Consider the following 26,405-nt stretch of genomic DNA (forward strand, 5'->3'; position numbering starts at 1 on the left):
GGTTTAACGATGGCGAATAACGAACAGAAGGGCGGCGACCTGCAAGAGAAGTTGGTGCAGGTTAACCGCGTCGCCAAGGTGGTCAAAGGTGGCCGTATCTTCGGTTTCACCGCGTTGACCGTCGTTGGCGATGGCAACGGCCGGGTCGGCTTCGGTCGCGGCAAGGCACGTGAAGTGCCGGTTGCGATCCAGAAAGCCATGGACCAGGCACGCCGTAACATGGTCAAGGTCAGTCTCAGCGGCAGCACGCTGCAGTACCCGGTTCGCGCCCGTCACGGCGCGTCCAAGGTCTTCATGCAGCCGGCTTCCGAGGGTACCGGCATCATCGCCGGCGGTGCCATGCGCTCCGTGCTCGAGCTGGCCGGTGTGCATGACGTTCTGGCCAAGTGCTACGGTTCCACCAACCCGGTGAACGTGGTTCGTGCCACCATCAAGGGGCTCGAATCCATGCAATCTCCGGAAGACATCGCCGCCAAGCGTGGCCTGTCTGTCGAAGAGCTGGCGGGGTAAGTGACCATGGCACAGACGATCAAAATCACCCAGACCCGCAGCACCATCGGTGTCCTGCAGAAGCACAAGGCGACGATGACCGGCCTCGGTCTGCGTCGCATTGGGCACTCGGTCGAGCTGGAAGACACCCCCGCCGTTCGCGGCATGATCAACAAGGTCAACTACCTTGTTCGAGTCGAGGGAGAGTAATCCATGAAACTCAATAGCTTAAGCCCGGCGCCGGGTTCCAAGCACGCTGAAAAGCGTCTTGGTCGCGGTATCGGCTCTGGCCTGGGCAAGACCGGTGGCCGCGGCCACAAGGGTCTGAAGTCTCGTTCCGGCGGTTCGGTCAAGCCGGGTTTCGAGGGCGGTCAAATGCCCTTGCAGCGCCGCTTGCCGAAGTTCGGTTTCACCTCGGCGAAGTCGCTGGTGTCCGAAGAGGTCCGTCTGGCCGAGCTGGCCAAGGTCGAGGGCGACGTTGCCGATCTCGCCAGCCTGAAGAAGGCCAACGTGCTCAAGAATGCTACCGAGTACGCCAAGGTCGTTCTGTCCGGCGAGTTGAGCAAGGCGGTTACCGTGCGTGGCCTCAAGGTCACCAAAGGTGCGCGAGCTGCGATCGAAGCGGCCGGTGGTAAGGTAGAGGACTAAATGGCTAAGTCAGGAAACATGCCGGCGAACATGGGTAGCGGTCTCAGCGAGCTGTGGGCGCGCCTGCGTTTCGTCTTCATCGCGATCGTGGTCTACCGAATCGGTGCCCACATCCCCGTCCCCGGCATCGATCCTGACCAGCTGGCTGCCCTGTTTCGGGAGAACCAGGGCACCATCCTGGGCATGTTCAACATGTTTTCGGGGGGTGCGCTGCAGCGCATGAGCATCTTCGCGCTGGGGATCATGCCGTACATCTCCGCGTCGATCATCATGCAGCTTCTGACCGCGGTATCGCCTCAGCTCGAAGCGCTGAAGAAAGAGGGCGAAGCCGGCCGCCGCAAGATCAACCAGTACACCCGCTACGGTACGGTGTTGCTGGCCCTGATCCAGGCGACCGGCATGTCAGTTGGTCTGGTCAGTCAGGGCGTTGCTTATTCGGGTGACATCAGCTTTTACTTCACGGCCGTCGTGACGTTCGTCGCCGGTGCGGTATTCCTGATGTGGCTGGGCGAGCAGATTACCGAGAAGGGGATCGGCAATGGTATTTCGTTGATCATCTTCTCCGGCATCGTGGCTGGCCTGCCCAGCGCGATCGGGCAATCGTTCGAGCTGGCTCGCAATGACGGTGCGTGGAACGTGTTGCCACTGTTGGCGCTTTCGATTCTGGGCATCGCCACGGTGGCATTCGTGGTGTTCATCGAGCGCGGTCAGCGCCGCATCACGGTGAACTATCCGCGGCGTCAGGTTGGCAACAAGATGTATGCGGGACAGAGCAGCTACCTGCCGCTGAAGGTCAACATGGCGGGCGTGATTCCGCCGATCTTCGCGTCGAGTATCCTGCTGTTCCCGGGTTCCATCGGTCAGTGGCTGGGCCAGGGCGACGGATTCGAGTGGCTGCAGGTGGCTTCACAGCAACTTGCCCCCGGCGCGCCTCTGTACATCATTCTGTTTGCCGCGGCAGTGCTGTTCTTCTGCTTCTTCTATACGGCGTTGGTGTTCAATCCCAAGGATGTCGCCGACAACCTGAAGAAGTCCGGTGCTTTCCTGCCGGGGATCCGTCCAGGAGAGCAGACGGCTCGCTACGTCGACAAGGTGATGACGCGACTGACGCTGTTCGGGGCGCTCTACATCACGCTGGTCTCGTTGATGCCGCAGTTCCTGGTGGTGGCCTGGCAGGTGCCGTTCTACTTCGGCGGGACGTCGCTGCTGATCGTGGTCGTGGTAATCATGGACTTCATGGCCCAGGTTCAATCGCATCTGATGTCTCATCAGTATGAGTCGGTGATGAAGAAATCGAACCTGAAAGGCTACGGTAGCGGCGGCCTGACGCGCTAGCCCCCGCGAGAGAGCATTTGGAGAGAACGATGAAAGTTCGAGCTTCTGTAAAGAAAATGTGCCGTAACTGCAAGATCATTCGGCGCAACGGCGCGGTTCGCGTGATTTGTACTGAACCGCGTCACAAGCAGCGTCAGGGCTGATTTGACCCTAGCACTGTGAGTAAAAAGCGGGCCATGGCATATCCCTTGCCTTGAGAGAGGTTAAGGGGTATGCTATTGCGCCCTTTGTGGACGACTAAACGAGCAAGCCGCTCAACATTCGGAGTAAGCTGATGGCCCGTATTGCAGGCGTCAATATCCCGGACAACAAGCATGCGGCGATCTCGCTGACCTACATCTACGGGATTGGCCGCACGCGTGCGCAGAGTATCTGTGTCGCTGCCGGCATCGCACCGACCGCCAAGGTCCAGGAACTGTCAGGCGAAGAGCTCGACGTTCTGCGTACCGAAGTGGGCAAGTACACCGTAGAAGGCGACCTTCGCCGTGATGTGACGCTGAATATCAAGCGTCTCATGGACTTGGGTTGCTACCGTGGTCTGCGCCATCGTCGTGGTCTACCGCTGCGTGGTCAGCGTACCAAGACCAATGCGCGTACCCGTAAGGGACCGCGTAAACCGATTCGTAAGTAATTAACGTTCCGGCGTTTAAGATCAGGATACATCAACATGGCTAACCCGCGTAGTAACCGTAAAAAGGTTAAAAAGCAGGTCGTGGATGCGGTAGCACACATCCACGCCTCTTTTAACAATACGATCGTGACGATCACAGACCGCCAGGGCAATGCGCTTTCTTGGGCAACTGCCGGTGGTTCGGGTTTTCGTGGTTCTCGCAAGAGCACCCCGTTCGCAGCTCAAGTGGCGAGTGAACGTGCAGCGACTGCTGCAGCCGAGTATGGTGTGAAAAACGTCGACGTGCTGGTCAAGGGCCCCGGTCCTGGCCGTGAGTCTGCCGTGCGCGCATTGAATGCCGCCGGCTTCCGCGTACAGAGCATCACTGACGCGACGCCGATTCCGCACAACGGATGCCGTCCGCCGAAGAAACGCCGCGTTTAAGGAGACAGACTCATGGCTCGTTATCTAGGTCCCAAGTGTAAACTGTCTCGTCGTGAGGGTACCGACCTCTTTCTCAAGAGCGGTGTCACTCCCTTCGAGAAGAAGTGCAAATCCGAGCAGATCCCGGGTGTGCACGGCCAGCGCCGTCAGCGTCTTTCCGACTACGGCTTGCAGCTTCGCGAGAAGCAGAAAGTGCGTCGTATCTACGGCGTGCTCGAAAACCAGTTCCGCAACTACTACAAGGAAGCCGCTCGCCTGAAAGGTGCGACCGGTGAAGTCCTGCTGCAGTTGCTGGAATGCCGACTGGACAACGTGGTGTACCGCATGGGCTTCGGCTCCACGCGTAACGAATCACGCCAGTTGGTCAGCCACAAGGCGATTTCGGTCAACGGCCGTACCGTCAACGTGGCGTCCTATCAGGTGCGCCCCGGTGACGTCGTCTCTGTTCGCGAGAAGGCCAAGAATCAGGCCCGTATCCAGCAGGCCCTGTCCATCGCTGCCAACCGCGGCGACGTGACCTGGATCGACATCGACTCGAAGAAGATGGAAGGCACTTTCAAGGCTGTCCCGGAACGCGGCGACCTGTCTGCCGACATCAACGAAAACCTGATCGTCGAGCTGTACTCCAAGTAAGGCTTGGAGCCGGGCCATTCAAGCGGCCCGGTTCCTGCCTGGAGTACCGATATTCGTTTGGCAGCCTGGGAAGGTGTTCATATGCAGCGTTCAGTGACAGAGTTTCTCCGTCCCCGCGACATCAAGGTCGAAGAGGTCAACGCACATCACGCCAAGATCGTGCTGGAACCCTTCGAACGTGGTTTCGGCCATACCCTGGGGAATGCGCTGCGTCGCATCCTGCTCTCTTCGATGCCTGGCTGTGCCGTTGTCGAAGCGGAAATCGAAGGCGTATTGCATGAGTACAGCGCCATCGAGGGTGTTCAGGAAGACGTCATCGAGATTCTTCTAAATCTCAAGGACGTGGCCATCAAGATGCATGGTCGCGACGAAGCCGTCCTCACCTTGAACAAGCAGGGCCCCGGTGTAATGACTGCCGGTGATATCGCCGTCGGTCATGACGTCGAGATCGTCAATCCGAATCACGTGATTGCTCACCTCAACGATGGCAGCGAGCTGAAAATGCAGCTGAAGATCGTTCGGGGTCGCGGTTACGAGCCCGCGGATGCGCGTCTCTCCGACGAGGACGAATCCCGTGCCATCGGTCGTCTGCAGCTGGATGCGACTTTCAGCCCCGTTCGCCGTGTGTCCTATGCGGTCGAAGCGGCTCGTGTCGAACAGCGCACCGATCTCGATAAGCTGGTCATCGATCTCGAAACAGACGGCACTCTGGACCCGGAAGAAGCGATTCGTCGCAGTGCGACCATTCTCCAGGAACAGCTGGCCGCCTTCGTCGATCTCGAAGCCGACAGAGAGCAGGAAATCGAAGAGGAAGAAGATCAGATTGATCCGATTCTTCTGCGTCCCGTGGATGATCTCGAACTCACGGTTCGCAGCGCCAACTGCCTGAAGGCCGAGAATATTTACTACATTGGCGATTTGATTCAGCGCACGGAAGTCGAGCTGCTCAAGACGCCGAACCTTGGCAAGAAGTCCTTGAACGAGATCAAGGACGTGTTGGCTTCGCGCGGTCTTTCGCTCGGCATGCGGTTGGAAAACTGGCCGCCGGCGAGCTTGAAAGACGACAAGGCTTCCGCCTGACGACGGTGTGCGCCGGGGCTCCGGCTCCCGCGCTCCTGTTCAGCGTCGAATCCAGTGTGCCGACTCGAATCACCAGTTTGGTAAGGAATAGCAATCATGCGTCATCGTAAGAGTGGTCGTCATCTGAATCGGACCAGCTCGCATCGGCACGCCATGTTCAAGAACATGTGCACCTCGCTGGTCGAGCATGAAGTGATCAAGACTACCCTGCCCAAAGCCAAGGAGCTGCGTCGTCATATCGAGCCGCTGATCACTCTGGCCAAGCAGGATAGCGTGGCGAATCGCCGTCTGGCGTTCAGCCGTACCCGCTCCAAGGAAGCCGTCGGCAAGCTCTTCAACGAGCTTGGCCCGCGTTACGTCAATCGCCCGGGCGGTTACGTCCGTGTGCTGAAGTGCGGTTTCCGCACCGGCGACAACGCCCCGATGGCCTACATCGAGCTGGTCGATCGCCCCGTTGTTGAAGAAGCCGCTGGCGACGAGTAAGTCCCTAGGGCCTGTTTACACTATCCACGTGGCCACGACGGCGCCGGTTTTATCGTGAGGCTAGGCGCGAACCTCGGGTTTTGGTGGTTCCAAGCCCTTGGTGAGCAACAACGCCTCGAGGGAAAACCGGCCCGTCCCTTCGGGTTGCGCGTCAACTACGCCCAGGCTTCGTTGCGTGACTGGATAAGGGACCCCCCCTTATCGGCGTCCCGCGCCTTGCCTGAACGCAGTTGACGCAGCAACGTGGCTCGCGGCGCATAGTGTGAACAGGCCCGAGCTTCCTGCACGACATAAAACCGGCTGCCCAAGTGATTGGGCAGCCGGTTTTCTTTTGGCTGGACGTTTTCTTCTGGCCGGAACTCCTCGATGCCGGATCTGTCCGACGACGCTTTACGGCACCGGGATCGGACCCAGCGTAGTCGCCGGTCGACGGCGGCGCCGAAGGGCGCCGCGTGAGAGGGATCAGGCGCGCTTGGCCTTGCGCGCCTTGGGTTCGGGCAGCAGCGGTGCCAGGAAATTGCCCGTGTGGGAGTGCTCGAGCCCCGCCACCTGCTCTGGCGTGCCCTCCGCGATGATGCGCCCGCCACCGGAGCCACCTTCCGGGCCCAGATCGATGATCCAGTCGGCGGTCTTGATCACATCGAGGTTGTGCTCGATCACCACCACCGTGTTGCCGTGGTCGCGTAGCCGATGCAACACGCCGAGCAACTGGCGGATATCCTCGAAATGCAGTCCCGTGGTGGGTTCGTCGAGGATGTAGAGCGTCTGGCCGGTATCGCGCTTGGCCAGTTCACGCGCCAGCTTGACGCGCTGTGCCTCGCCTCCGGAGAGCGTGGTGGCGCTCTGGCCGAGGCGGACGTAGGAGAGCCCGACATCCATCAGCGTCTGGAGGCGTCTCGCGATCGCCGGCACCGGGCTGAAAAACTCCAGCGCCTCTTCGATGGTCATCTCGAGCACTTCGTGAATGCTCTTGCCCTTGTAGTGAATCTCCAGCGTCTCGCGGTTGTAGCGCTTGCCCTTGCAGACGTCGCAGGGCACGTAGATATCCGGCAGGAAGTGCATCTCGACCTTGATCATGCCCTCGCCCTGGCACGCCTCGCAGCGGCCGCCCTTGACGTTGAAGCTGAAACGTCCCGGCTTGTAGCCGCGGGCCCGCGCCTCCTGGGTACCGGAAAAGAGTTCGCGGATCGGGGTGAAGATGCCGGTGTAAGTGGCGGGATTGGAGCGCGGCGTGCGGCCGATCGGGCTCTGGTCGATGTCGATGATCTTGTCGAGCTGGTCGAGACCCTCGATGCTGCGATAGGGTGCCGCCGTCAGTGTGGTCGCGCGGTTGAGCTCGCGCGCCGCGATCGGCATCAGCGTCGAGTTGATCAGGGTCGACTTACCGGAACCGGAGACGCCGGTCACGCAGACGAACAGACCCAGCGGCAGCGCCAGGTCGACACTCTGCAGGTTGTTGCCGGTGGCGCCACGCAGATGGAGCTGTTTGTCCGGGTTGACCGGGATGCGGTAGGGCGGCACCTCGATACAGCGTTTTCCGGAGAGATACTGACCCGTCAACGACTCCGGAGCCGTCTCGATATCGTGGGGCGTACCCTGGGCCACGATGGTGCCGCCATGCACGCCGGCGCCAGGGCCGATATCGAGAACGTGGTCGGCGGCGCGAATGGCGTCCTCGTCGTGCTCGACGACGATCACCGTATTGCCCAGGTCGCGCAGGCGGATCAACGTGCGCAGCAGACGATCGTTGTCGCGCTGATGGAGGCCGATCGAGGGCTCGTCGAGGATGTACATCACCCCGACCAGACCGGCACCGATCTGGCTGGCCAGGCGTATGCGCTGGGCCTCGCCGCCGGAGAGCGTATCGGCGCTGCGCTCCAGGGTCAGATAGTCGAGCCCGACGTTGACCAGAAACTCGAGTCGGGCATGAATCTCATGGACGATCTTGACCGCGATTTCGCCCTTCCTCCCGGGGAGCGTCAACTGGCGGAAATAATCCCAGGCTTCCCCCACCGGCATCCGGGTCAGCGTCGGAAGATTGTGGCCGTCGATGAACACATGGCGCGCCTCGCGCTTGAGACGGGTCCCGTCGCAGGTCGGGCAGGGGCGTACCGCGAGGTACTTGGCCAGGTCGTCGCGAACCATCGATGACTCGGTCTCGCGGTAGCGTCGCTCCAGATTGGGCAGTACGCCCTCGAAGGGGTGCTCCCGGGTGACCTTGCGGCCGCGGTCGTTGACGTAGCTGAACGGGATATCGTCCTTGTCGCTGCCGTTGAGTATCAGGTCGCGCTCATGACGGGCGAGCGCGTTCCACGGCGTATCCAGCGTGAAACGATAGTGTTCGGCGACCGCCTGGAGCTGACTGAAATAGTAGATGCTGCGACGATCCCAACCCTTGATCGCGCCTTCGGCCAGCGACAGCTCCGGATGACTGATCAGCTTGTCCGGGTCGAAAAACTGACGCACGCCCAGGCCATCGCAGGTCGGGCAGGCGCCGGCCGGGTTGTTGAACGAGAACAGCCGCGGCTCGAGTTCACTCAACGAGTAGCCGCAGATCGGGCAGGCGAAGCGTGATGAAAACGCCAGGTCTTCCTGCTCGCCATCCATGAAATGAATGATCGCGGTGCCGTCGGCCAGATTGAGGGCGGTCTCGAAGGATTCGGCCAGACGCTGCTGCAGATCCGGGCGAACCTTGATGCGGTCGACCACCACGCTGATGTCGTGCTTGCGTTTCTTGTCGAGCGCTGGCACATCGTCGAGTTCGACGGTGTGCCCGTCGATCACGGCTCGCACGAACCCCTGGGCCCGTAGCTCGCTGATCAACTGCAGGTGCTCGCCCTTGCGGCCCTTGACCACCGGCGCCAGCAGCATCAGCCGGCTGCCCTCGGGCAGCGCCAGCACCTGGTCGACCATCTGCGAGACGGTCTGGGCCTCGAGCTCTTCGTCGTGATCCGGGCATCGGGGCGTGCCGGCGCGGGCGAACAACAGGCGCAGGTAGTCGTAGATTTCGGTGATGGTGCCGACGGTGGAGCGCGGATTGTGCGAGGTCGATTTCTGCTCGATGGAGATGGCCGGCGAGAGTCCTTCGATATGGTCGACGTCGGGCTTTTCCATCATCGACAGGAACTGGCGGGCGTAGGTCGACAGGGATTCGACATAACGTCGCTGCCCCTCGGCATAGAGCGTGTCGAATGCGAGTGAAGACTTACCCGAACCGGAGAGACCGGTGACCACGATCAACTTGTCGCGCGGCAGTTCGACATCAATGTTCTTCAGGTTGTGGGTGCGTGCGCCCCTGACCAGAATGCTGTCCATGACTACCTCGTGCTGCGACGCGGGAAACGACCATTATAGGTCGCGGATCAAATGCCCGGCAAAGCCGGCTGCTTTCACTGAAGGAGGGCGAGCGGTAAAATGCATCGCTCATCCCGAATCATCCTCGGCGCTTGCCGAGTTCACCCAACGTTGTGACCTCCATGACTTCTCGTTTTCTCGTTACCGAACGACGTGCCATCGTCGGGCTGGCCAGCCTGTACGCCTCGCGAATGCTGGGGCTATTCATGGTCCTGCCGGTGCTGGCGCTGTATGCCGATCATCTCGACGGCGCCACCCCTTTGCTTGTCGGCATGGCGCTGGGCGGCTACGGCCTGACCCAAGCCATTCTTCAAATCCCCTTCGGTCTGCTCTCCGATCGTATCGGGCGCAAGGCGGTCATCGCCGGGGGGCTGCTGCTGTTCATCATCGGCAGTATCGTCGCCGCCAGTGCCACCTCCATTACCGGCATCATCATCGGGCGCTGCCTGCAGGGCAGTGGCGCGGTCGCTGGCGCCATCATGGCACTGCTGGCGGATCAGACCCGCGAAGAGATTCGCACTGCCGCGATGGCGACCATCGGGCTCTCGATCGGCGTGGCATTCGCTATCGCCATGGTCGTGGGGCCCCTGGTCGCGGATGTCGGCGGGCTCGCCGGCGTATTCTGGTTCACCGCGATACTCTCTGCCTGCGGACTGCTGATCCTGTGGAAACTGGTGCCGCGAGCGCCGAAGCGGATGCCGCATCGGGATGTCGGCATCGATCGTCGTCAATTGCGCGCCACGCTGGGACAAGGCGACCTTCTGCGGCTCGATTTCTCGATCTTCGCCCTCCACCTGATTCTGACGGCGTGCTTCACGGCGCTGCCGTTTCGGCTCGAGTCGCTGGGATTCGCCCCAGCGGATCACGGCTGGGTCTACCTGCCGGTCATGGCGCTGGCCTTCGTCGGCATGATTCCGCTGGTCATCGTGGCCGAGAAGTATCGCAAGATGAAGCCTGTCTTCGTCGGTGCCGTCGCGGCGATGACATTGATTCTGCTCGGCTTCGGCGAACTGGCGAATGACCGAGTCGCCCTGTTGACCCTACTTTGGGGCTTTTTCGTCGTCTTCAATCTGCTGGAGGCAACACTGCCGTCGATGATCAGCAAACTAGCGCCGGCGGGGGCCAAGGGCACCGCCATGGGCGTCTACTCGACCAGCCAGTTCTTTGGCGCCTTTCTCGGCGGTACCCTGGGCGGCGCCCTCTCCCAGGGTTTCGGCGTCCAGAGCGTCTTCCTGGGCACGGCGGTGGTCGGGGCGATCTGGCTGGCCGTGGTCTGGAAGATGCCGGCACCACGCCATCTCTCCAGCGAGATCATTGCACTCGACGAGCAATCCATGGGCATGCTCGATACACTACTCGAGCGCTTTATCGCGGTGACCGGCGTCGAGGACGCCGTGGTCGTACCCGAAGAACAGGTCGCCTATCTCAAGGTCGACCGCCAGCGCCTGGATGTCGAGGCGCTGGCCCGTATCGCAGGCAATCAATGGCAACGAACCGACGCATGAGAGCGTCGCAACGCAGGAATGCGAGGAGACAACGATGGCCCGAGGTGTGAACAAAGTCATCCTGATCGGCAACCTGGGACAGGATCCGGAAGTGCGCTTCCTGCCCTCGGGGAATCCGGTGTGCAACCTGCGCATCGCGACTACCGATAGCTGGACCGATCGCCAGAGCGGCCAGCGCCAGGAGCGCACGGAATGGCACAGCGTGGTGCTGTTCAACAAGCTAGCGGAAATCGCCCAGCAGTACGTCAAGAAAGGCTCGCGGATCTATATCGAAGGACGCCTGCAGACCCGCAAGTGGCAGGGGCAGGATGGTCAGGATCGTTACTCCACCGAGATCATCGGCAACGACATGCAGATGCTGGACTCTCGTGGCGGCGGCCAGGGTGGCGGGGATTACGCCCAGCCACAGGGCCAGTATGGCGGAGCGCCGCAGGATGGCGGCTACGATCAGCAGCCGCAGCAGGGCGGTTACGGTGGCAACCCGCAACAGCCGCAACAGCCGCAGCAGCAGCGTCCGCCTCAGGGCCAACGTCCGCCGCAGCAGGGACAGCCGGCCCCACAACCGAACCAGAATCCGAACTACGGTGCGCCGAATCCTGGCAGTTTCGATGATTTCGATGACGAAATTCCGTTCTGACGGATGCGCCTGAGTATAGATACACCCGACGGAGCCCCGTGTTGGTAGGGGGTCCGTCGTTATCGACCAGATGCCGCGATTAGGCCATCGATACCCTTCAGGCTTCCCACCGCCGTACCGATAAACTTTGGGCAAAACAGGCTCGTAATGGCAGGCTGCCAATGCCGTGTTCGACGTCGCGCCTGGTGGCAGGAAGCGTGATCATCCATTTCCCTGGCGATGAACAGGATATGACCGTCGTATTGTGAGGTGCAGGTTCATCGGTAAGCTTTAATTATCGTTTTGAGTAATATAGGGCTTCTCGAGGACGGCTGATACAACCATCGAGCCAAAACTCATCCCGCATCGAGTCGTTCGCTCGCACTCCACGATGTGTTCAATAGTGCAGGGGTCATGTCGCAAACCAATCATCGGACAGTGCCGCGCAAACCGGGTCGCCCGAAAGAGGGCGAGGATCTACGTTATGTCATTCTCGACGAGGCTGAGCTTGCCTTTGCCGAACACGGCTTTGCAGGCACCCGTGTTCGAGACATCGCCATGCTCGCCGGTGTCAACCAGGCCCTGATTCGCTACTATTTCGGCTCGAAGCAGGAACTGTTCGATGAAGTACTGCGACGGCGTGGCAGCGATATCTCCGGCGCGCGCCATGTGCAGCTGGATAGACTGCTGGCGCTTCCCGATCCGCCCAGTGTTTCTCAGATCATCCGTGCCTACCTGCAACCGCAGTGGGACATGAAACAGAGCGGCCCCAACGGCGCCGCTTTCGTGCGCCTTCAAGCGCGCTTGCATGCCGAGCCCGAAGCGCATGCGCTGCGTTTGCGCAGCGAGGTCTACGATGCTTCGGTCAAGCGATATATCCAGGTACTCTCCGATGCACTGCCCGAGATTCCTCGGGAGACCATTAGCATGCGTATGGCATTCCTCGTCGGTACTTATCTGTTCATGCTCAATGACCTGGGGCGATTGAACGATCTGACGGATGGCCAGATCGGTGACATCGCGCAGGATGAGATGCTCGGTCAACTGGTGCGCTTCCTGGCGGCTGGGCTAGCGGCACCGGTGTCCTGACAGGTCTCGCTTAAGCGGCCAATAGGTTTTGGATAGCGTCGGACTGGCGAGTGACTCGAGTTGTAATTATACAAAATTATAATTTATTCTCGAGAGAGCTTACCGCTTGAGGACAACAACATGAAGCACTTCCGGGTCGGGCAGATCGTGCCCAGTTCCAACGTCACCATGGAGACTGAGATTCCCGCATTGCTACGAGCTCGTGAAAGCGTGGGCGAGGAACGCTTCACCTTCCACTCTTCGCGCATGCGCATGAAGCACGTCACCAAGGAGGAGCTGGCGGCAATGGATGCTGACAGCGACCGCTGCGCGCTGGAACTTTCCGATGCCCGTGTCGATGTCATGGGCTACGCCTGTCTCGTCGCCATCATGTCGATGGGCCACGGCTACCACTGCGTTTCGGGTCCGCGCTTGCAGCAGGTGGCGGCGGACAACGGCGCGTCGACGCCGGTGGTGACCTCGGCCGGGGCGCTGATCGAAGGGTTGCGGGCGATGGGCGCCAAGAGGGTGGCAGTGGTCGCACCCTACATGAAGCCGCTGACCGAGATGGTCGTCGACTATATTCGTCACGAAGGGTTCGAGGTTTCCGACTACCGCGCGCTGGAGATCCAGGACAACCTGGCGGTGGCCGCACATGATCCGATGAACCTGCCGGATATCGTCGCCGGGATGAACACCGACAACGTCGATGCGGTGGTGCTGTCGGCCTGCGTGCAGATGCCGTCGCTCCCCGCGGTACCGATGGTCGAGGCTCGCACCGGCAAACCGGTGGTGACCGCGGCGATCGCCACCACTTGGCAGATGCTCAAGGCACTCGATGTCGAAACGCGGGTGCCCGGTGGCGGCACCCTCCTGTCAGGCGCTTATTGAGGACACATCATGACGATAGACAACAAGGTCAATGAAACCGGTTATAACGTGCACGCCAACGGCATTCGTCAGCATCTGATCCACTATCCCGGCCCGGGGGAGCAGATGGTGCTGATTCCCGGCATCACCTCGCCCGCCATCACCTGGGGCTTCGTTGCCGAGCGGCTGGCCGAGCGCTTCGACGTGCACGTGCTCGACGTGCGCGGCCGGGGCTTGAGCCAGGCCGGTGAACTGGACTATTCGCTCGATGCGATGGCTGCCGATGTGCTGGCGGTAATCGCGGCGGCCGGGCTCGAATCGCCGGTCGTGTTGGGGCACTCGATGGGCGCACGCACCGCGATCCGGGCGGCGCGAATGAATACCGCGCCGATCGGCCAGATAGTGTTGGTCGACCCGCCGGTGTCGGGGCCGGGCCGGCGTGCCTATCCCTCGCCCTGGAACTGGTACGAGGATTCGATCCGGCTGGCCGAGAAGGGCTGTTCGGGCGAACAGATGCGCCAGTTCTGTCCCACCTGGAGCGACGAACAGAACGCGCTGCGCGCCGAGTGGCTGCACACCTGTCAGCTCGATGCGATTCGTACCGCCTACGACGGTTTCCACAGCGACGACATTCATGTCGATCTGGCTGAGATCACGTTGCCGATCCGCCTGGTCGTGGCCGGCGGCGCCCCGGTGATCGAAGACGACGATGTAGCAGAAATCCAGGCGCTGGCACCGCAGACCGAGGTGCGCACCGTCGAAGGTGCCGGCCACATGATCCCTTGGGATGACCTCGAAGGTTTCCTCGGCGCGGTCATGGATCTGGAGAAACACTGATTTATTGCTGCGCTCGATATCTTGATTGCCGGCGGTGCTCAAAATCCTCATTTAACACCGCGTAAACTCCGGTTTTTGCGCTCCGGCGGCGACCAACCTCTCTTCGCTCGCTACATAAATCAGCGCTTCCCTAGAAGCCCTGTGAGTCATTGGCATTTGACCAAGAACAAAGAGGATCGACCGATGGATCAAGCAAGCTTTACCGAGATCTGCCTGCATCAGTTGACAATGTCCGGTGTACACGAGGGCGAGAAGCTCGTGGTGCTGACGCAGGGAAACGAACGCCTCGATTACGCTGATGCCTTCATGGCAGCGGGGCAACGATTGGGCGCCAACATGTACCACATGCGCCTGCCAGCGCCGTTGCCCACCGGCAGCTGGAATGTCGGTGTCACCGGGCTGGCGGCGTTGCCCGAGGCGGTCGAAGCGCTGAAGCAGTGCGACATGCTGATCGACTGTGTCTTTCTGCTGTTCTCGCCGGAGCAGTTCGCGATCCAGGCCGCAGGTACGCGGATTTTGACCGCGGTGGAGCCGCCCGAGCTGTTGGCGCGGATGCTGCCGTATCCCGAGCTGCGCGAAAAGGTCGAGATCGCCGCCGAGATGCTGTCGAAAGCCAAGGTCATGCGCATCACTTCGCCACATGGCACCGACGTGACCTACCAGCTCAACACTTATCCCACCGTCGCTGAATACGCCTGCACCGATACGCCAGGACGCTGGGACCACTGGCCCTCGGGCTTCGTCTTCACTGGCGGCGACGACGACGGTGTGGATGGCCGGATCGTGGTGGCGCCGGGCGATGTCCTGTTGCCGCAGAACATGTACGTGCGCGAGCCGATCACCTACACCATCGAGAAGGGCTGGATCACCGACATCCGTGGCGGACTCGATGCCGAACTGGTGAAATCCTACATGGCGGCTTTCAACGATCCTCGCGGCATGGGCATGAGCCATGTTGGTTGGGGCATGAATCCGCAGGCCAAATGGCACGGCATGACGCCGGGTGAATTTCCTGGTGGTATGGGCATGGAGCCGCGCAGTTTCTACGGCAATGTGATGTTCTCGACCGGGCCGAACAACGAACTCGGCGGCCCCAACGACACCGCTTGCCACCTCGATATTCCGATGCGCGGCTGCTCGTTGTTCCTCGACGACAAGCCGATCGTGATCGACGGCGATATCGTCGTCAAAGAGATTCAGATGCAATGTGATTGACACTGCAGCGGCCCACCCAGGGCCGCTTGGCTTATAGGAACAACAATGTCCCAACAGACGGTCTATGATCAGGCCGGTTTTGGCCGCGCGGTACCGCGCGGCAGCCGTCCGGCCATCGTCGTGGTCGATTTCAGCTATGGCTTCACCGATACCCAATATCCCACCGCCGCCGATATGCACAGCCAGATCGCGGCAACCCGGCGTTTGACCGACGTCGCCCGGGCAGCGGGTTTTCCGGTGATCTATACCACCATCGCCTACCATCCGGGCGAGCTGGACATGCTCCCCTGGCTGAAGAAGGCCAGCGGTATGGCGGCGCTGCTGGCAGGGTCTCGTCTGGTTGAAATCGACGCCGCGACCGGCATCCAGTCGTATGACGCCATCGTCACCAAGAAGGGGGCCTCGGCATTCTTCGGCACCTCGCTGGCCGCGATGTTGAGCGGCTCCCTGGTGGATACCCTGGTCGTCACCGGTGCCACGACCTCGGGTTGCGTGCGCGCCACCGTGGTCGACGCTGTGCAGTCAGGCTTCAACGTGCTGGTGCCTCGCGATTGTTGCGCCGACCGGGCCTCTGCGCCGCACCAGGCCAACCTTTATGACATGCACCAGAAATATGCCGATGTGACGGATGCCGACGATATCCACGCCTGGCTGCTGACGTTGGCTGACCCATGACACAGACTGGCGTGGATCAGAAGAGTTCGCCATGAGTTGGCTGACAACCGGACAAACCATCGACTAGAGAACACGGACGATTTGAATGAATTGACCGATCACTCATAACGTTGATGGCTCGACGCTCGGTGCGGGAGATTCTAAAATAACAATACCGATAGCCATCTAACGATTTCGGGTGCATCGTTATGCTCGATGTGCCGTCATCGCGCCTTCACCGTTGCCGGTGGAGGCGCTGTGTTTTTTGCCACATCTCTCATTTCAAGAGTGTCCCTGCATGTCGCAACGTATTCCCGATGGGGCTCGCCTGCCCGAGCTGACGCTGCGAGGCGTCATTCTAGGTACCGTCATCACGCTGTTGTTCACGGCTTCCAACGTATATCTAGGGCTCAAGGTCGGGTTGACCTTTGCCTCGGCGATTCCTGCCGCGGTCATCTCCATGGCCGTGCTGCGACGCGTGGCGGGGGCCAACAAGCTCGAAAACAACATGGTTCAGACCCAGGCTTCTGCGGCGGGAACGCTCTCCGCGATCATCTTCGTGTTGCCGGGGCTGCTGATGATCGGTTACTGGCAGGGCTTCCCGTTCTGGCAGACCACGGCGATCTGCGCCATCGGCGGCATCCTCGGCGTGCTTTACACGATCCCGCTGCGTCGGGTGATGGTGGTACAGAGCGATCTTCCCTATCCGGAAGGGATCGCGGCGGCGGAGATTCTCGAGGTCGGCAGCCGCGGTTCGACCACGCCGGATGCGGCCCGCGATGCCAACGATGGCCAGCCTGGCGACAAGGATGCCGACACAGCCACGGGCGAGCCCGGTGCCAGGGAGATCCTGCTGGGCGGTGTCGTCGCTGCCGGCTTCTCCATCGCCAGCGGCGGTCTGCGGGTGCTGGCGGACAGCGTCAGCGTGTGGTTCTCGGCCGGGCGCGCGGCTTTCCAGCTCTCGACCGGGTTTTCGCTGGCACTGGTCGGCGCCGGCTATCTGGTTGGTATCGTGGGTGGGATGGCGATGCTGATCGGGACGCTAATCGCCTGGGGCATTGCGGTCCCCTGGCTGACCAGCATCACCCCGCCGGAGGCAGGACAGTCGCTGGCCGATGCCGGCATGGTGCTGTGGTCCGACAAGGTCCGCTTCATCGGCGCTGGCACCATCGGGGTCGCGGCGGTCTGGACGCTGGCGACGCTGTTCAAGCCGATGCTGATCGGCATTCGCACGTCATTGGGCGCGATGCGCGGCGACCAGGGCGCGTTCCGCGATCAGGTGCGGACCGAGCGCGACCTGCCGGCGGGCATCATCCTGACGTTGACCGGGGCGCTGCTGGTGCTGCTGACCGTGGTTTTCGCGATCTTCCTTCACGGCGCGGCACCGCAGCTGGCCGGCGCCGCATTCTGGACGCTGACCCTGGGCAGCGTGCTGTTCGCCGGCGTGTTCGGTTTCCTGATCGCCGCCGCCTGCGGCTACATGGCCGGGCTGGTCGGTTCCTCCAGCAGCCCGATTTCGGGCATCGGCATCGTGGCGGTCATTCTGGTGTCGCTGCTGCTGCTGGGTTTCACCGCCATCAGCGATGCGTTCGATTCGCTGGATCCGGCGGTGGCGCGCATGCTGCCGACGGCGCTGGCACTGTTCGTGACCTCTGTCATTCTCGCCGTCGCGGCGATCTCCAACGACAACCTGCAGGATCTCAAGACCGGCTATCTGGTCGGTGCCACGCCGTGGCGTCAGCAGGTGGCGCTGATCATCGGTTGCGTGGTTGGGTCGCTGGTCATCCCGCCGGTGCTTTCGCTGCTCTACAACGCCTATGGCTTTGCCGGGGCGATGCCACGGGAGGGGATGGACCCCGGCCAGGCGCTGGGGGCGCCCCAGGCCTCGCTGATGACCGCCATCGTGCGTGGCGTATTCTCCCACGATCTCGAATGGACGATGATCGTCATCGGTCTGGGGATCGGCGCCGTGCTGATCGGCGTCGATGGGCTGCTGCGCAAGCGAGGAGGCAAGGCGCGGTTGCCGGTGCTGGCGGTGGGTATCGGCATCTATCTACCCCCGAGCATCAACATGCCGCTGGTGATCGGCGCCGTGCTGGGTTGGCTGATCGATCGCCGGCTCCGTGCCCGCGCCCTGGCGCGGGGCGATGATGTCGAACGCGCTTCTGAGCGGCCGCGCCGCCGTGGCGTGCTGCTCGCCTCTGGGCTGATCGTCGGCGAGAGCCTGGTCGGCGTGCTGCTGGCTGGCATCATCGGCCTGAGCGGGGCGCCGGCGCCGTTGGCGCTGGTCGGGGATGATTTCGCCGCTATCGCCCAGTGGCTGGGGCTGGCGGTGTTCGTCGTCATCTGCCTCGGTTTCTACCGCCGCGTGCTGGCGGCGCCCGTGGCCAGGTGACCCCGGCGTGCTACAGCGTCGAGTCGTTTGGCATGATCACCGCCGTGGTGGCGATGCCACCGGTCTCGACGGCAATCTCGAACAGCGCACCGGCCAGCGGCTCGTCATGGCAGCCGGTGGCCGCCGAGGTGACGAACAGCCGGTCCAGTGCGTCGCCGCCGAAGATGCAGGAGGTGGGGCGGGAGACGGGCAGGGCGATCTCCCGGTCCAGCGAGCCATCGGCGTGGAACCGGGCGGTACGACCGCCGTCCCACAGTGCGATCCACAGCCCGCCTTCGCGATCACAGGTCATGCCGTCCGGGTAGCCTGCGCCGGGGGCGAGTCGTATGTGCTCGCGACGATTCGACAGTTCGCCGTCATCGTCGAGATCGAAGGCAAACACGGTCTGGCGCGGGCTGTCGTTATGGTAGAGTGTGTCGCCGTCCGGGCTGATGGCGGGGCCGTTGGTGACGTGATATTCACTGTCCATCCGGATGACGCCACGGCTGTCGAGGCGAAACAGATGGCCGCGCGCCTCGTTTTCGGCGTCGTCCATGGAACCGAACCAGAGCCGGCCGCGCGTGTCGCTTCCGGCGTCGTTGAGGCGGTCGCCTGCCGGGAGCCACTCGATCGGCGTCAGACGCTTGCCGATGCGGGGGCCCTGCTCGTCGAGTTCGAGCTCTACGACCCCGGAGCGCAGGCCGGCAACGAAACCGCCCCCTTCTCGAGGTAGCAGCCAGCAACACGCTTCTTCGAGATCCCAGCTTCGATGCGCGCCGTCTTCGGGGTGATAGACGTGTAGCCTGGCCCGTCGAATATCGACGAACACCAAGGCGTGAAGGGTGCCGGACCAGATGGGGCCCTCGCCGAGTTCGGCGCCAATTTCCCAGGCTACGGCGACATCCTTGTCCATGTTGACTCTCTCAATGGGTTAGCGAATGGTCGAGCAGTTCCTGCGAGTATCGATGTCTGCCACTATCGGTACTTTACCCGCCATCGAGTCTTATGCGGGTACGTATCTTTCATCATAGTGCCTAGACCGACCAGGGAAGTGTAGTTCTCAGAAAAGTAAGGATTCCAGAGCGATGAGGCGTTCCGAGGTGCCATCGTGAAGTGTTTGGTGTTGCAGGCGGAGCACTGCCTGAGCCGGGCGTTGCACGCTATCTCCATGCAACGTGGCGATATCGAATATGTCTCGTTGCCGGACGTGGCGGATGCCGAGGCGTTGGCCATGGTCGAACCCGATGCCGTGATCGTGCCCCCGCTGGCGGATCCGGGGCGCTGCGAGCCGGCGGTGGTCTACGCCCACGCCGACCGGGTGGAGGCGTTGCTCGAGTCGTGCCGGGCACGGCAGATCCCGCTGGTCTGGTGCGTCTCCGACGCGCTGTACGAGGATGGAGCAGACGCTCCCATCGACGAGGATGTCCTGCCCCGGCCGCGGGACGAGGCGATGCGCCGACTGGTCGCCGTTGGCGAACTCGTGCGCCGTCATCCCCGGCATCTGATATGGCGCCTGGGGCCGCTGTTCGGACGCGAGGGCGACGATGCCTGGTTGAGCGAACTGATCGACTCGCTGATGCGCGGCGAATCGGTCAGGGCGGCCAGGGACTTGGTAGTGTGCCCGACATCCGTCATGGCCGTGGCGCGCGCGCTGACGGGGGTGTTGTTACAGATCGAGAGCGGCGCCAGCGCCTGGGGCACCTATCACCTCTGCGGCACGGAGCCCGTCAGCGTCTTCACCTTCTGCTCCGTGGTGCGGACACAGCTGGAGACACGGCTGGCGGGAGTGGGAGAGTCGCCGACGCTGGGAAGGTTGGAAGGACTCGACCAGCACCACGACACGCCGCTGCGACGCGTGCTCAATTGTCGTCGGCTGCTCGATGTCTTCGGTATCCATCAGAAGTCCTGGCGCCTGGAACTCGGATTGATGCTGGATGCGTGGTGTCAGGAGCGCTATCCCGATCACGATGAGGTCGATAATGGCGATCAACGTCGCAGCAGAGAGGAAGCGGCCGGTACATGAACGTCTTTCGTAGCATTATCTTCTATATTGGTTACTTTCTGGCGATCCTGGTCTCGGGGTTACTGATGTTGCCGGTGGGTTTTGCCTTGCCGATGCACTCGCGCTTTCGGCTGTTCAACTGGCACAACCGTTTTATCGTTGGCTGGCTCTCCGTCACCTGTGGCATCCGTTATCACGTGACAGGGCGTGAGCGGGTACCAGAGGGCCCCTGTGTGGTGCTGGCCAACCACCAGAGCGAGTGGGAAACCGTCTACCTGCAGCTGCTCAAGACGCCGATCTGCACCGTGCTCAAGAAAGAGCTGCTCAACATCCCGCTGTTCGGCTGGGGGGTGCGACTGCTGCGACCGATCCCGCTGGATCGGTCGAAGCCATCGGCCGCCATGCGTCAGGTGCTTTCCCACGGCAAGCAGCGTCTGGAAGAGGGGTTGTCGGTGCTGATCTTCCCCGAAGGAACCCGCGTGCCGCCAGGGCAGCGGCGCCGTTTCAACAAGAGCGGCGCGGTCATCGCCTGCCGCACCGGCGTGCCGGTGCTGCCGGTGGCTCACAATGCCGGCGAACGGTGGGGGCGGCACTGGGTCAAGCAGCCGGGGGTGCTCAATGTGGTGGTGGGGGAGCCGATCGAGACGGTGGGTCGTAAACCCGAAGAGGTGATGGCCGAGATGGAGGCATGGATCGAGGGCACCTTGAATGAGATTTCCGAGGTACCGCGCCCCGCGTCGCCGGATAGGGCCGCACCCGCGGAGCTGCCGTCCTGAGACGCGGGAATGGATGAATACCGGCATGGAAAAAGGCGCCCCGCGGGGCGCCTTTCACATTGACGGCTGGCGTACCGGCGATCAGCTCTCGAAGCGATCCAGAACCAGGCAGGCGTTGGTGCCGCCGAAGCCGAAGCTGTTGGAGAGCACCCGCCTGACATCGACGTCGTCGCGGCGCTGGCGAACGATATCGAAACCGCAGGCCTGCTCGTCGAGCGTGTCGATGTTGGCCGACGCACAGATGAAGCGGTTCTCCATCATCAGCAGCGAGTAGATCGCTTCCTGAACGCCGGTCGCGCCCAGCGAATGGCCGGTCAGCGACTTGGTCGAGCTCATCGCCGGCGTACTGTCGCCGAAGACCGCACGGATTGCCTTGAGCTCGGCGACATCGCCCACCGGCGTCGAGGTACCGTGGGTGTTGACGTAGTCGACCTTGCCTTCCAGCCCGGCAAGCGCTTGACGCATGCAGCGTGCCGCGCCTTCGCCGGAGGGGGCGACCATGTCGTGACCGTCGGACGTCGCGCCGTAGCCGGTGATCTCGGCGTAGATCTTGGCGCCGCGGGCCTTGGCGTGTTCGAGTTCCTCGATCACCAGCATGCCGCCACCGCCGGCAATGATGAAGCCGTCACGGTCCACGTCGTAGGGGCGCGAGGCCTTCTCCGGCGTGTCATTGTAGTGCGTGGTCAGCGCGCCCATGGCATCGAACAGGCACGACAGCGTCCAGTGCTCCTCTTCACCGCCGCCAGCGAACACGACGTCCTGCTTGCCGAGCTGGATCTGCTCGACGGCGCTGCCGATACAGTGGGCCGAGGTGGCGCAGGCCGAGGAGATGGAGTAGTTGATGCCCTTGATCTGGAACGGTGTCGCCAGACAGGCAGAAACCGTGCTGCCCATGGTCCGGGTGACCCGATAGGGGCCGACGCGACGCAGGCCCTTTTCCCGCATCACATCGGCTGCTTCGACCTGATTGGCACTGGACGCGCCCCCGGAGCCGGCGATCAGGCCGGTGCGAGGATTGGAGATGTCGCCGGCTTCGAGTCCTGCGTCATCGATCGCCTGCTGCATGGCGATGTAGGCGTAGGCTGCCGCATCCCCCATGAAGCGCAGTTGCTTGCGATCGACGAGAGATTCGATGTCGATGTCGACGACACCGGCGACCTGGCTACGAAAGCCGAGTTCGGCATATTCCGGCTTGAAACGTATGCCGGAACGCCCCTGGCGCAGAGAGTCGAGCACCTGTTGGGCGTCGTTGCCCAGACAGGAAACGATACCCAGGCCGGTGACTACCACTCGTTTCATGGAAGCCTCCCGCTCAGAATTTCTCAGTGTTAGTGAACAGACCGACGCGCAAGTCCTTGGCCTGGTAGATATCCTGACCGTCGACCGACAGTGTGCCGTCGGCGATGCCCAGCACCAGGCGACGCGTGATCACGCGCTTGATCTCGATATGATACGAAACCTGGCCAGCGCTCGGCAGGATCTGTCCGGAGAACTTGACTTCGCCACAGCCCAATGCCCGGCCGCGACCGGGATTCCCCAGCCAGCCGAGATGAAAACCCACCAGTTGCCACATGGCGTCCAGGCCGAGGCAGCCGGGCATCACCGGATCGCCCGGGAAATGGCACTGGAAGAACCACAGGTCAGGGTGGATATCCAGCTCGGCGATGATCTCGCCCTTATGGTATTTGCCGCCATCCTCGTTGATCTGCGTGATGCGGTCGAGCATCAGCATGTTGGGTGCTGGCAGTTGGGCATTACCGGGGCCGAACAGTTCCCCCCGGCTGCATTTCAGCAGATCGTCTTGGCTGAAAGAGTGCTGTCTGGTCACTGGATCGTTCCGAGAATCGAAGAAGAGTTTGCCTCGTCGTCCCGAGGCGCGGCCAGTCTAATGGCTGCGGACGCCGAATGCACGCCGGCCAAAGCCTAGTCTTGAGCGAACCACGGCGCAACGGGCGGTGCGACGCTTGCCCTGGCGAACGTCGCCGGGGCATGATGCGGAACGGGAACAGAGTCTATCCGAGAGCCGCCAGGCAAACCATAACGACGACAAACGACATCCTATGTGGCCTTCCTTCACGCTGAATCGACCGCTGACCTGGTTGGGCCTAGCGGCACTGGCTGCCGCTGGCGTATTGCCGTTGCTGACGCTACGGTTGGTGGCGTTGGCCCTGGTCGTCGTCGGGGTCGCCGATGTCTGGCGCCAGATTCGACTGGAGCATCAACGCCGCCGCCTCAGCGAGCAGGCCCTCGAGCTTTCGCCGGACGGCGTGATGATTACCGATACCGCCAACCGAATCGTGACCGTCAACCCCGCCTTTACTCAGATCACGGGTTATACCCCCGAGGAGGTTCGCGGGCTCAACCCCTCTTCCCTCTCCTCGGGGCGCCACGACAAGGCCTTCTACGACCGCTATTGGCAGACGTTGCAGACCACCGGTCGCTGGGAGGGCGAGGTCTGGAACCAGCGCAAGCATGGCGACCAGTACCCCGAGTGGTTGCGGGTCCAGGCTTGCCATGATCGCAAAGGACGAGTGTCCCATTACGTGGGGTTGTTTACCGATATCAGCCGGCACAAGGCACGCGAGCAGGACCTGCGGCGCATCGGCTTCGAAGACCCCCTGACCGGGCTGCCCAACCGGCGGCGGCTGCATGATCTACTGGCGTCTCGCCTGCGACATTTACGTGCGGGGGAAGGCCTGGACCTGGCGCTGATCGATATCGACGCCTTCAAGGCGATCAACGACAGTCTCGGCGTCGATAGCGGGGATCGCCTGCTGTCGCGCTTCGGCCAACGTCTGGCCGCGCAGGTGGCCGGAGGTATCGTCGGGCGACTGGGCGGTGATGAATTCATGGTCATTCGCACCACTACCTTTGACGATCACGAGAAGTGGGTTGCCAGCCTACGTCATCACTTGAGCGAACCCTTCGAGATCGACGAGAGCTCGCTGCACCTGGGATTGACCATCGGCAGCTGTCGCGCGCCGGAGGATGGCGCCGATCCCAACGTCCTATTCCAGCGGCTAGAGTCCGCCCTCTACAGCGCCAAGCGGCATGGGCGCAATCACGACCGACGATTCCGTCCCTCTCTGGAAGTCGAGTCGGACCGCCATCTGACTATCCTCAACGAACTGCGCCAGGCCCTGGCCCAAGGATCGCAATTGGACCTCTACTACCAGACCCAGCATCGTCTCGACGATGGCGGACTGGTGGGGATGGAGGCGTTGCTGCGCTGGCACCACCCCGAGCACGGCCTGATCCTGCCCAGCGAGTTCATTCCGCTGGCCGAACGCCACGGGCTGATGCCTGCGCTGGGCAGTTGGGTCATCGACCAGGCGGTGGCCCAACTGGCGACCTGGCGAAGCCAGGGGCTGAATGTGCTGCCCGTTTGGGTCAATCTGTCGGCGCTGCAACTGATCCAGGGCGACCTCGAGTCCCATTTGATCTCCACTCTGAACCAATATCGAGTGCCGGCGCGATTGCTTGGCCTCGAGCTGACCGAGTCGGTGCTTCTCGACGAGCGCGCTGGCGACATTTCACCGCGGCTGGAAGCGCTGCGGCGTGAAGGACTGCAAATTGCCATAGACGATTTCGGGACCGGCTACTCGTCGATGGCTTACCTCAAGCGTCTGCCGGTCGACAAGCTCAAGCTCGACCGGGAATTCATTCGTGCGCTGCCGCACGACCATGCCGATGCGGCGATCTCCTCGGCGGTGCTGGCGATGGCGCAGGGGCTGAACCTGGATGTCATCGCGGAGGGGGTAGAGACCGCCGAACAGCGCGACTTCTTGTTGGCGAGAGGGTGTCGCCACGTTCAGGGATATCTCTATGCGCGGCCACAGCCTGCCGACGAGGTTGAAACGCGGCTGCGCCAATCGCGCTCTAGCGTCTACTCCTGAAGCGTCTATGTCTGAACCAGGCCCATCGACGAGCGGTTTCTTTGATGAGGTCCTGCATCAACTCAAGCTCTTGAATGCCTCCAGGGCACGCTCTCTGGCGCGCTTGTGATCGACGATCGCCTGCGGATAGTCTGTCTTGTGGCGCTCTTCTGCGCTGGGTTCATGGCGGGCTGTGGCCGGCAGATCGGCCAGCTCCGGCAACCAATGGGCGATGAACGTCGCGTCCGGGTCGAAACGCCGGGATTGCGTCGTCGGGTTGAAGATACGGAAATAGGGCGAGGCATCGGTACCGGTCGATGCGGCCCACTGCCAGCCGCCGTTGTTGGAGGCGAAGTCGCCATCCACCAGATGTTGCATGAAGAAGGCCTCGCCACGGCGCCAGTCGAGCAGCAGGTGCTTGCTCAGGAACATCGCCGTCACCATGCGTAGTCGGTTGTGCATCCAGCCGGTGGCGACCAGTTGACGCATCGCGGCATCGACCAGCGGGAAGCCGGTACGACCTTCGCACCACGCCTTGAAGTCCTTGTCGCTGTAGCGCCAGTTCAACTTGTCGGTTTCGAGCTTGAAAGGACGGTGACGGCAGACACGGGGAAAACCGACGGCGATATGCTGATAGAACTCGCGCCAGATCAGTTCGCTGGTCCAGCTCGCCAGGCCGGCACCGCCATCGGCCAGATGACCGCCGTTATTGGCCATCACCGCTTGCAGGCACTGGCGGTGAGAGATCATTCCGGTGGAGAGATAGGCGGAGAGTCCACTAGTGCCGTCGATGGCAGGGAAGTCGCGATCGTCAGCGTAGCGACGCGCCCGCTGCTGAAGAAAAGTGGCCAGCCGATCGGCGGCGGCTTCCTGACCCGCCGGCCAGGGGCGATCCTTGGTTTTGGACGGTGCGGGGGAAACGACGTCGGAAAGGTCCTGCCGCGTCAATGCCGGAATCCGATCACTCGAGATTTCCAGCTTGGCCTGACACCGGGGCGTTTCACGCAACGCCAGTTGATCCGCGCCCACGCGCTGGTGCCAGGCTCTGGAGAACGGCGTGAAGACCTTGTAGTACTCGTCCTGTCCTGTCAGCAATTCGCCCGGCTCGAAGGCGATGTGATCGGTGTAGTCGAAGACGGCGAGACCCGCGCGCGTGAACTCGTCGGCCACCAATTCGTCACGCCTTTGTTCGTCGAGGGGATACTCGCGATTGAAATGGAGCGCCTGCGCGTGGTGCCGACGAGCCGCTTCCAATAGTGTTCCGGGGGCCGCATCGAAATCATCGATATCGCGATAGAGCAGTGGGATATTGAGCGCTTTCAACTCGTCCTGAAGCGCGACGACGCCACGATGCACGAACGATATCTTATTGGCTCCGTGCCCGTGGCTTCGCCATTGTCGCCTACAGGCGAGAAAGATGCCGACGACCGGCCCCTTCCTGGCCGCCGCACTCAACGCGGAGTGATCGAGGGTCCTGAGGTCGTTGCGGAACCAGACCAGTTGCGTGGATGACATGGGCACTTCCCTGTTGCCGGTC

26 protein-coding genes are annotated in these 26,405 nt (G+C 62.1%); 21 read left to right on the plus strand and 5 right to left on the minus strand.

Annotated elements, in window-relative coordinates; genetic code table 11:
• Nucleotides 1–9: 9 nt before the first annotated feature.
• The 10 genes from rpsE to rplQ all read left to right on the plus strand — a co-directional run bounded on the left by rpsE (nucleotide 10) and on the right by rplQ (nucleotide 5,722).
• The gene (gene rpsE / locus F0A16_RS16190; RefSeq protein ID WP_071230722.1) at nucleotides 10–510 is read left to right on the plus strand and encodes a 30S ribosomal protein S5; all 501 of its coding nucleotides are present in this window, start codon (nucleotides 10–12) and stop codon (nucleotides 508–510) included.
• 6 nt (nucleotides 511–516) lie between these two features.
• Entirely contained in the window at nucleotides 517–699 is a 183-nt protein-coding gene (gene rpmD / locus F0A16_RS16195) for a 50S ribosomal protein L30 (RefSeq protein ID WP_110603433.1), read from the plus strand.
• A gap of 3 nt (nucleotides 700–702) precedes the next feature.
• Nucleotides 703–1,137 (plus strand): 50S ribosomal protein L15, encoded by a 435-nt coding sequence (rplO, locus tag F0A16_RS16200; protein ID WP_110603323.1) that lies wholly within the window; start codon nucleotides 703–705, stop codon nucleotides 1,135–1,137.
• A complete protein-coding gene (secY, locus tag F0A16_RS16205; protein WP_071230725.1) occupies nucleotides 1,138–2,472 on the plus strand; it encodes a preprotein translocase subunit SecY in 1,335 nt (444 codons plus the stop codon). It begins immediately after the preceding gene.
• Nucleotides 2,473–2,501: 29 nt separating this feature from the next.
• Nucleotides 2,502–2,615, plus strand: coding sequence for a 50S ribosomal protein L36 (gene rpmJ, locus F0A16_RS16210; RefSeq protein ID WP_031384759.1), 114 nt, complete (start codon nucleotides 2,502–2,504; stop codon nucleotides 2,613–2,615).
• Between the two features lie 131 nt (nucleotides 2,616–2,746).
• A complete protein-coding gene (rpsM, locus tag F0A16_RS16215; protein ID WP_149436421.1) occupies nucleotides 2,747–3,103 on the plus strand; it encodes a 30S ribosomal protein S13 in 357 nt (118 codons plus the stop codon).
• A 36-nt stretch (nucleotides 3,104–3,139) separates the two neighbouring features.
• The gene (gene rpsK, locus F0A16_RS16220) at nucleotides 3,140–3,526 is read left to right on the plus strand and encodes a 30S ribosomal protein S11 (protein ID WP_009723883.1); all 387 of its coding nucleotides are present in this window, start codon (nucleotides 3,140–3,142) and stop codon (nucleotides 3,524–3,526) included.
• Between the two features lie 12 nt (nucleotides 3,527–3,538).
• Nucleotides 3,539–4,159, plus strand: a complete 621-nt coding sequence (gene rpsD / locus F0A16_RS16225) for a 30S ribosomal protein S4 (protein ID WP_110603327.1) — start codon at nucleotides 3,539–3,541, stop codon at nucleotides 4,157–4,159.
• Between the two features lie 81 nt (nucleotides 4,160–4,240).
• Entirely contained in the window at nucleotides 4,241–5,239 is a 999-nt protein-coding gene (locus tag F0A16_RS16230; RefSeq protein ID WP_149436422.1) for a DNA-directed RNA polymerase subunit alpha, read from the plus strand.
• Between the two features lie 96 nt (nucleotides 5,240–5,335).
• Nucleotides 5,336–5,722, plus strand: a complete 387-nt coding sequence (gene rplQ, locus F0A16_RS16235) for a 50S ribosomal protein L17 (protein ID WP_149436423.1) — start codon at nucleotides 5,336–5,338, stop codon at nucleotides 5,720–5,722.
• Nucleotides 5,723–6,184: 462 nt separating this feature from the next.
• Here the strand turns inward: rplQ and uvrA are convergent, their stop codons facing one another.
• Entirely contained in the window at nucleotides 6,185–9,037 is a 2,853-nt protein-coding gene (gene uvrA / locus F0A16_RS16240; RefSeq protein WP_149436424.1) for an excinuclease ABC subunit UvrA, read from the minus strand.
• A 161-nt stretch (nucleotides 9,038–9,198) separates the two neighbouring features.
• Between uvrA and F0A16_RS16245 the strand changes: the two genes are divergently transcribed.
• The 8 genes from F0A16_RS16245 to F0A16_RS16280 all read left to right on the plus strand — a co-directional run bounded on the left by F0A16_RS16245 (nucleotide 9,199) and on the right by F0A16_RS16280 (nucleotide 18,236).
• Nucleotides 9,199–10,581: an MFS transporter gene (locus tag F0A16_RS16245; protein ID WP_187776049.1), complete on the plus strand. Its 1,383-nt coding sequence runs from the start codon at nucleotides 9,199–9,201 to the stop codon at nucleotides 10,579–10,581.
• Between the two features lie 34 nt (nucleotides 10,582–10,615).
• Nucleotides 10,616–11,218 carry a single-stranded DNA-binding protein gene (locus F0A16_RS16250; RefSeq protein ID WP_149436426.1) on the plus strand — a complete coding sequence of 201 codons (603 nt, stop codon included), beginning with the start codon at nucleotides 10,616–10,618 and terminating at the stop codon, nucleotides 11,216–11,218.
• A gap of 393 nt (nucleotides 11,219–11,611) precedes the next feature.
• The gene (locus tag F0A16_RS16255) at nucleotides 11,612–12,286 is read left to right on the plus strand and encodes a TetR/AcrR family transcriptional regulator (RefSeq protein ID WP_149436427.1); all 675 of its coding nucleotides are present in this window, start codon (nucleotides 11,612–11,614) and stop codon (nucleotides 12,284–12,286) included.
• Nucleotides 12,287–12,406: 120 nt separating this feature from the next.
• Complete coding sequence (locus F0A16_RS16260) at nucleotides 12,407–13,156, plus strand: maleate cis-trans isomerase family protein (protein WP_476748631.1); 750 nt, start codon at nucleotides 12,407–12,409, stop codon at nucleotides 13,154–13,156.
• A 9-nt stretch (nucleotides 13,157–13,165) separates the two neighbouring features.
• Nucleotides 13,166–13,972, plus strand: coding sequence for an alpha/beta fold hydrolase (locus tag F0A16_RS16265; RefSeq protein ID WP_149436428.1), 807 nt, complete (start codon nucleotides 13,166–13,168; stop codon nucleotides 13,970–13,972).
• Nucleotides 13,973–14,155: 183 nt separating this feature from the next.
• Nucleotides 14,156–15,187, plus strand: a complete 1,032-nt coding sequence (locus F0A16_RS16270) for a 2,5-dihydroxypyridine 5,6-dioxygenase NicX family protein (protein WP_149436429.1) — start codon at nucleotides 14,156–14,158, stop codon at nucleotides 15,185–15,187.
• Nucleotides 15,188–15,232: 45 nt separating this feature from the next.
• The gene (locus tag F0A16_RS16275; protein ID WP_149436430.1) at nucleotides 15,233–15,862 is read left to right on the plus strand and encodes an isochorismatase family protein; all 630 of its coding nucleotides are present in this window, start codon (nucleotides 15,233–15,235) and stop codon (nucleotides 15,860–15,862) included.
• 277 nt (nucleotides 15,863–16,139) lie between these two features.
• Nucleotides 16,140–18,236, plus strand: a complete 2,097-nt coding sequence (locus F0A16_RS16280; RefSeq protein WP_149436431.1) for an OPT family oligopeptide transporter — start codon at nucleotides 16,140–16,142, stop codon at nucleotides 18,234–18,236.
• Between the two features lie 10 nt (nucleotides 18,237–18,246).
• Here the strand turns inward: F0A16_RS16280 and F0A16_RS16285 are convergent, their stop codons facing one another.
• Nucleotides 18,247–19,128 (minus strand): SMP-30/gluconolactonase/LRE family protein, encoded by an 882-nt coding sequence (locus F0A16_RS16285; RefSeq protein WP_149436432.1) that lies wholly within the window; start codon nucleotides 19,126–19,128, stop codon nucleotides 18,247–18,249.
• Between the two features lie 195 nt (nucleotides 19,129–19,323).
• Here F0A16_RS16285 and F0A16_RS16290 point away from each other — a divergent pair, with 195 nt between their 5' ends.
• Together F0A16_RS16290 and F0A16_RS16295 are read left to right on the plus strand one after the other, a co-directional pair.
• Nucleotides 19,324–20,238 carry a sugar nucleotide-binding protein gene (locus F0A16_RS16290; RefSeq protein WP_149436433.1) on the plus strand — a complete coding sequence of 305 codons (915 nt, stop codon included), beginning with the start codon at nucleotides 19,324–19,326 and terminating at the stop codon, nucleotides 20,236–20,238.
• Nucleotides 20,235–20,993, plus strand: a complete 759-nt coding sequence (locus F0A16_RS16295) for a lysophospholipid acyltransferase family protein (protein ID WP_149436434.1) — start codon at nucleotides 20,235–20,237, stop codon at nucleotides 20,991–20,993. Before F0A16_RS16290 ends, F0A16_RS16295 begins: the two co-directional genes overlap by 4 nt.
• A gap of 81 nt (nucleotides 20,994–21,074) precedes the next feature.
• On the opposite strand, the gene fabB is transcribed toward F0A16_RS16295, so the two are convergent.
• Together fabB and fabA are read right to left on the minus strand one after the other, a co-directional pair.
• Nucleotides 21,075–22,292 carry a beta-ketoacyl-ACP synthase I gene (fabB, locus tag F0A16_RS16300; RefSeq protein WP_149436435.1) on the minus strand — a complete coding sequence of 406 codons (1,218 nt, stop codon included), beginning with the start codon at nucleotides 22,290–22,292 and terminating at the stop codon, nucleotides 21,075–21,077.
• 13 nt (nucleotides 22,293–22,305) lie between these two features.
• Complete coding sequence (fabA, locus tag F0A16_RS16305) at nucleotides 22,306–22,821, minus strand: 3-hydroxyacyl-[acyl-carrier-protein] dehydratase FabA (protein WP_149436436.1); 516 nt, start codon at nucleotides 22,819–22,821, stop codon at nucleotides 22,306–22,308.
• A gap of 232 nt (nucleotides 22,822–23,053) precedes the next feature.
• Here fabA and F0A16_RS16310 point away from each other — a divergent pair, with 232 nt between their 5' ends.
• Nucleotides 23,054–24,889 (plus strand): putative bifunctional diguanylate cyclase/phosphodiesterase, encoded by a 1,836-nt coding sequence (locus tag F0A16_RS16310; protein ID WP_149436437.1) that lies wholly within the window; start codon nucleotides 23,054–23,056, stop codon nucleotides 24,887–24,889.
• A 57-nt stretch (nucleotides 24,890–24,946) separates the two neighbouring features.
• Here the strand turns inward: F0A16_RS16310 and phrB are convergent, their stop codons facing one another.
• Entirely contained in the window at nucleotides 24,947–26,383 is a 1,437-nt protein-coding gene (gene phrB, locus F0A16_RS16315) for a deoxyribodipyrimidine photo-lyase (RefSeq protein WP_149436438.1), read from the minus strand.
• Between the last annotated feature and the right edge of the window lie 22 nt (nucleotides 26,384–26,405).

The sequence above is a fragment of the Salinicola corii genome, assembly GCF_008298015.1.
GTDB lineage: Bacteria > Pseudomonadota > Gammaproteobacteria > Pseudomonadales > Halomonadaceae > Salinicola > Salinicola corii.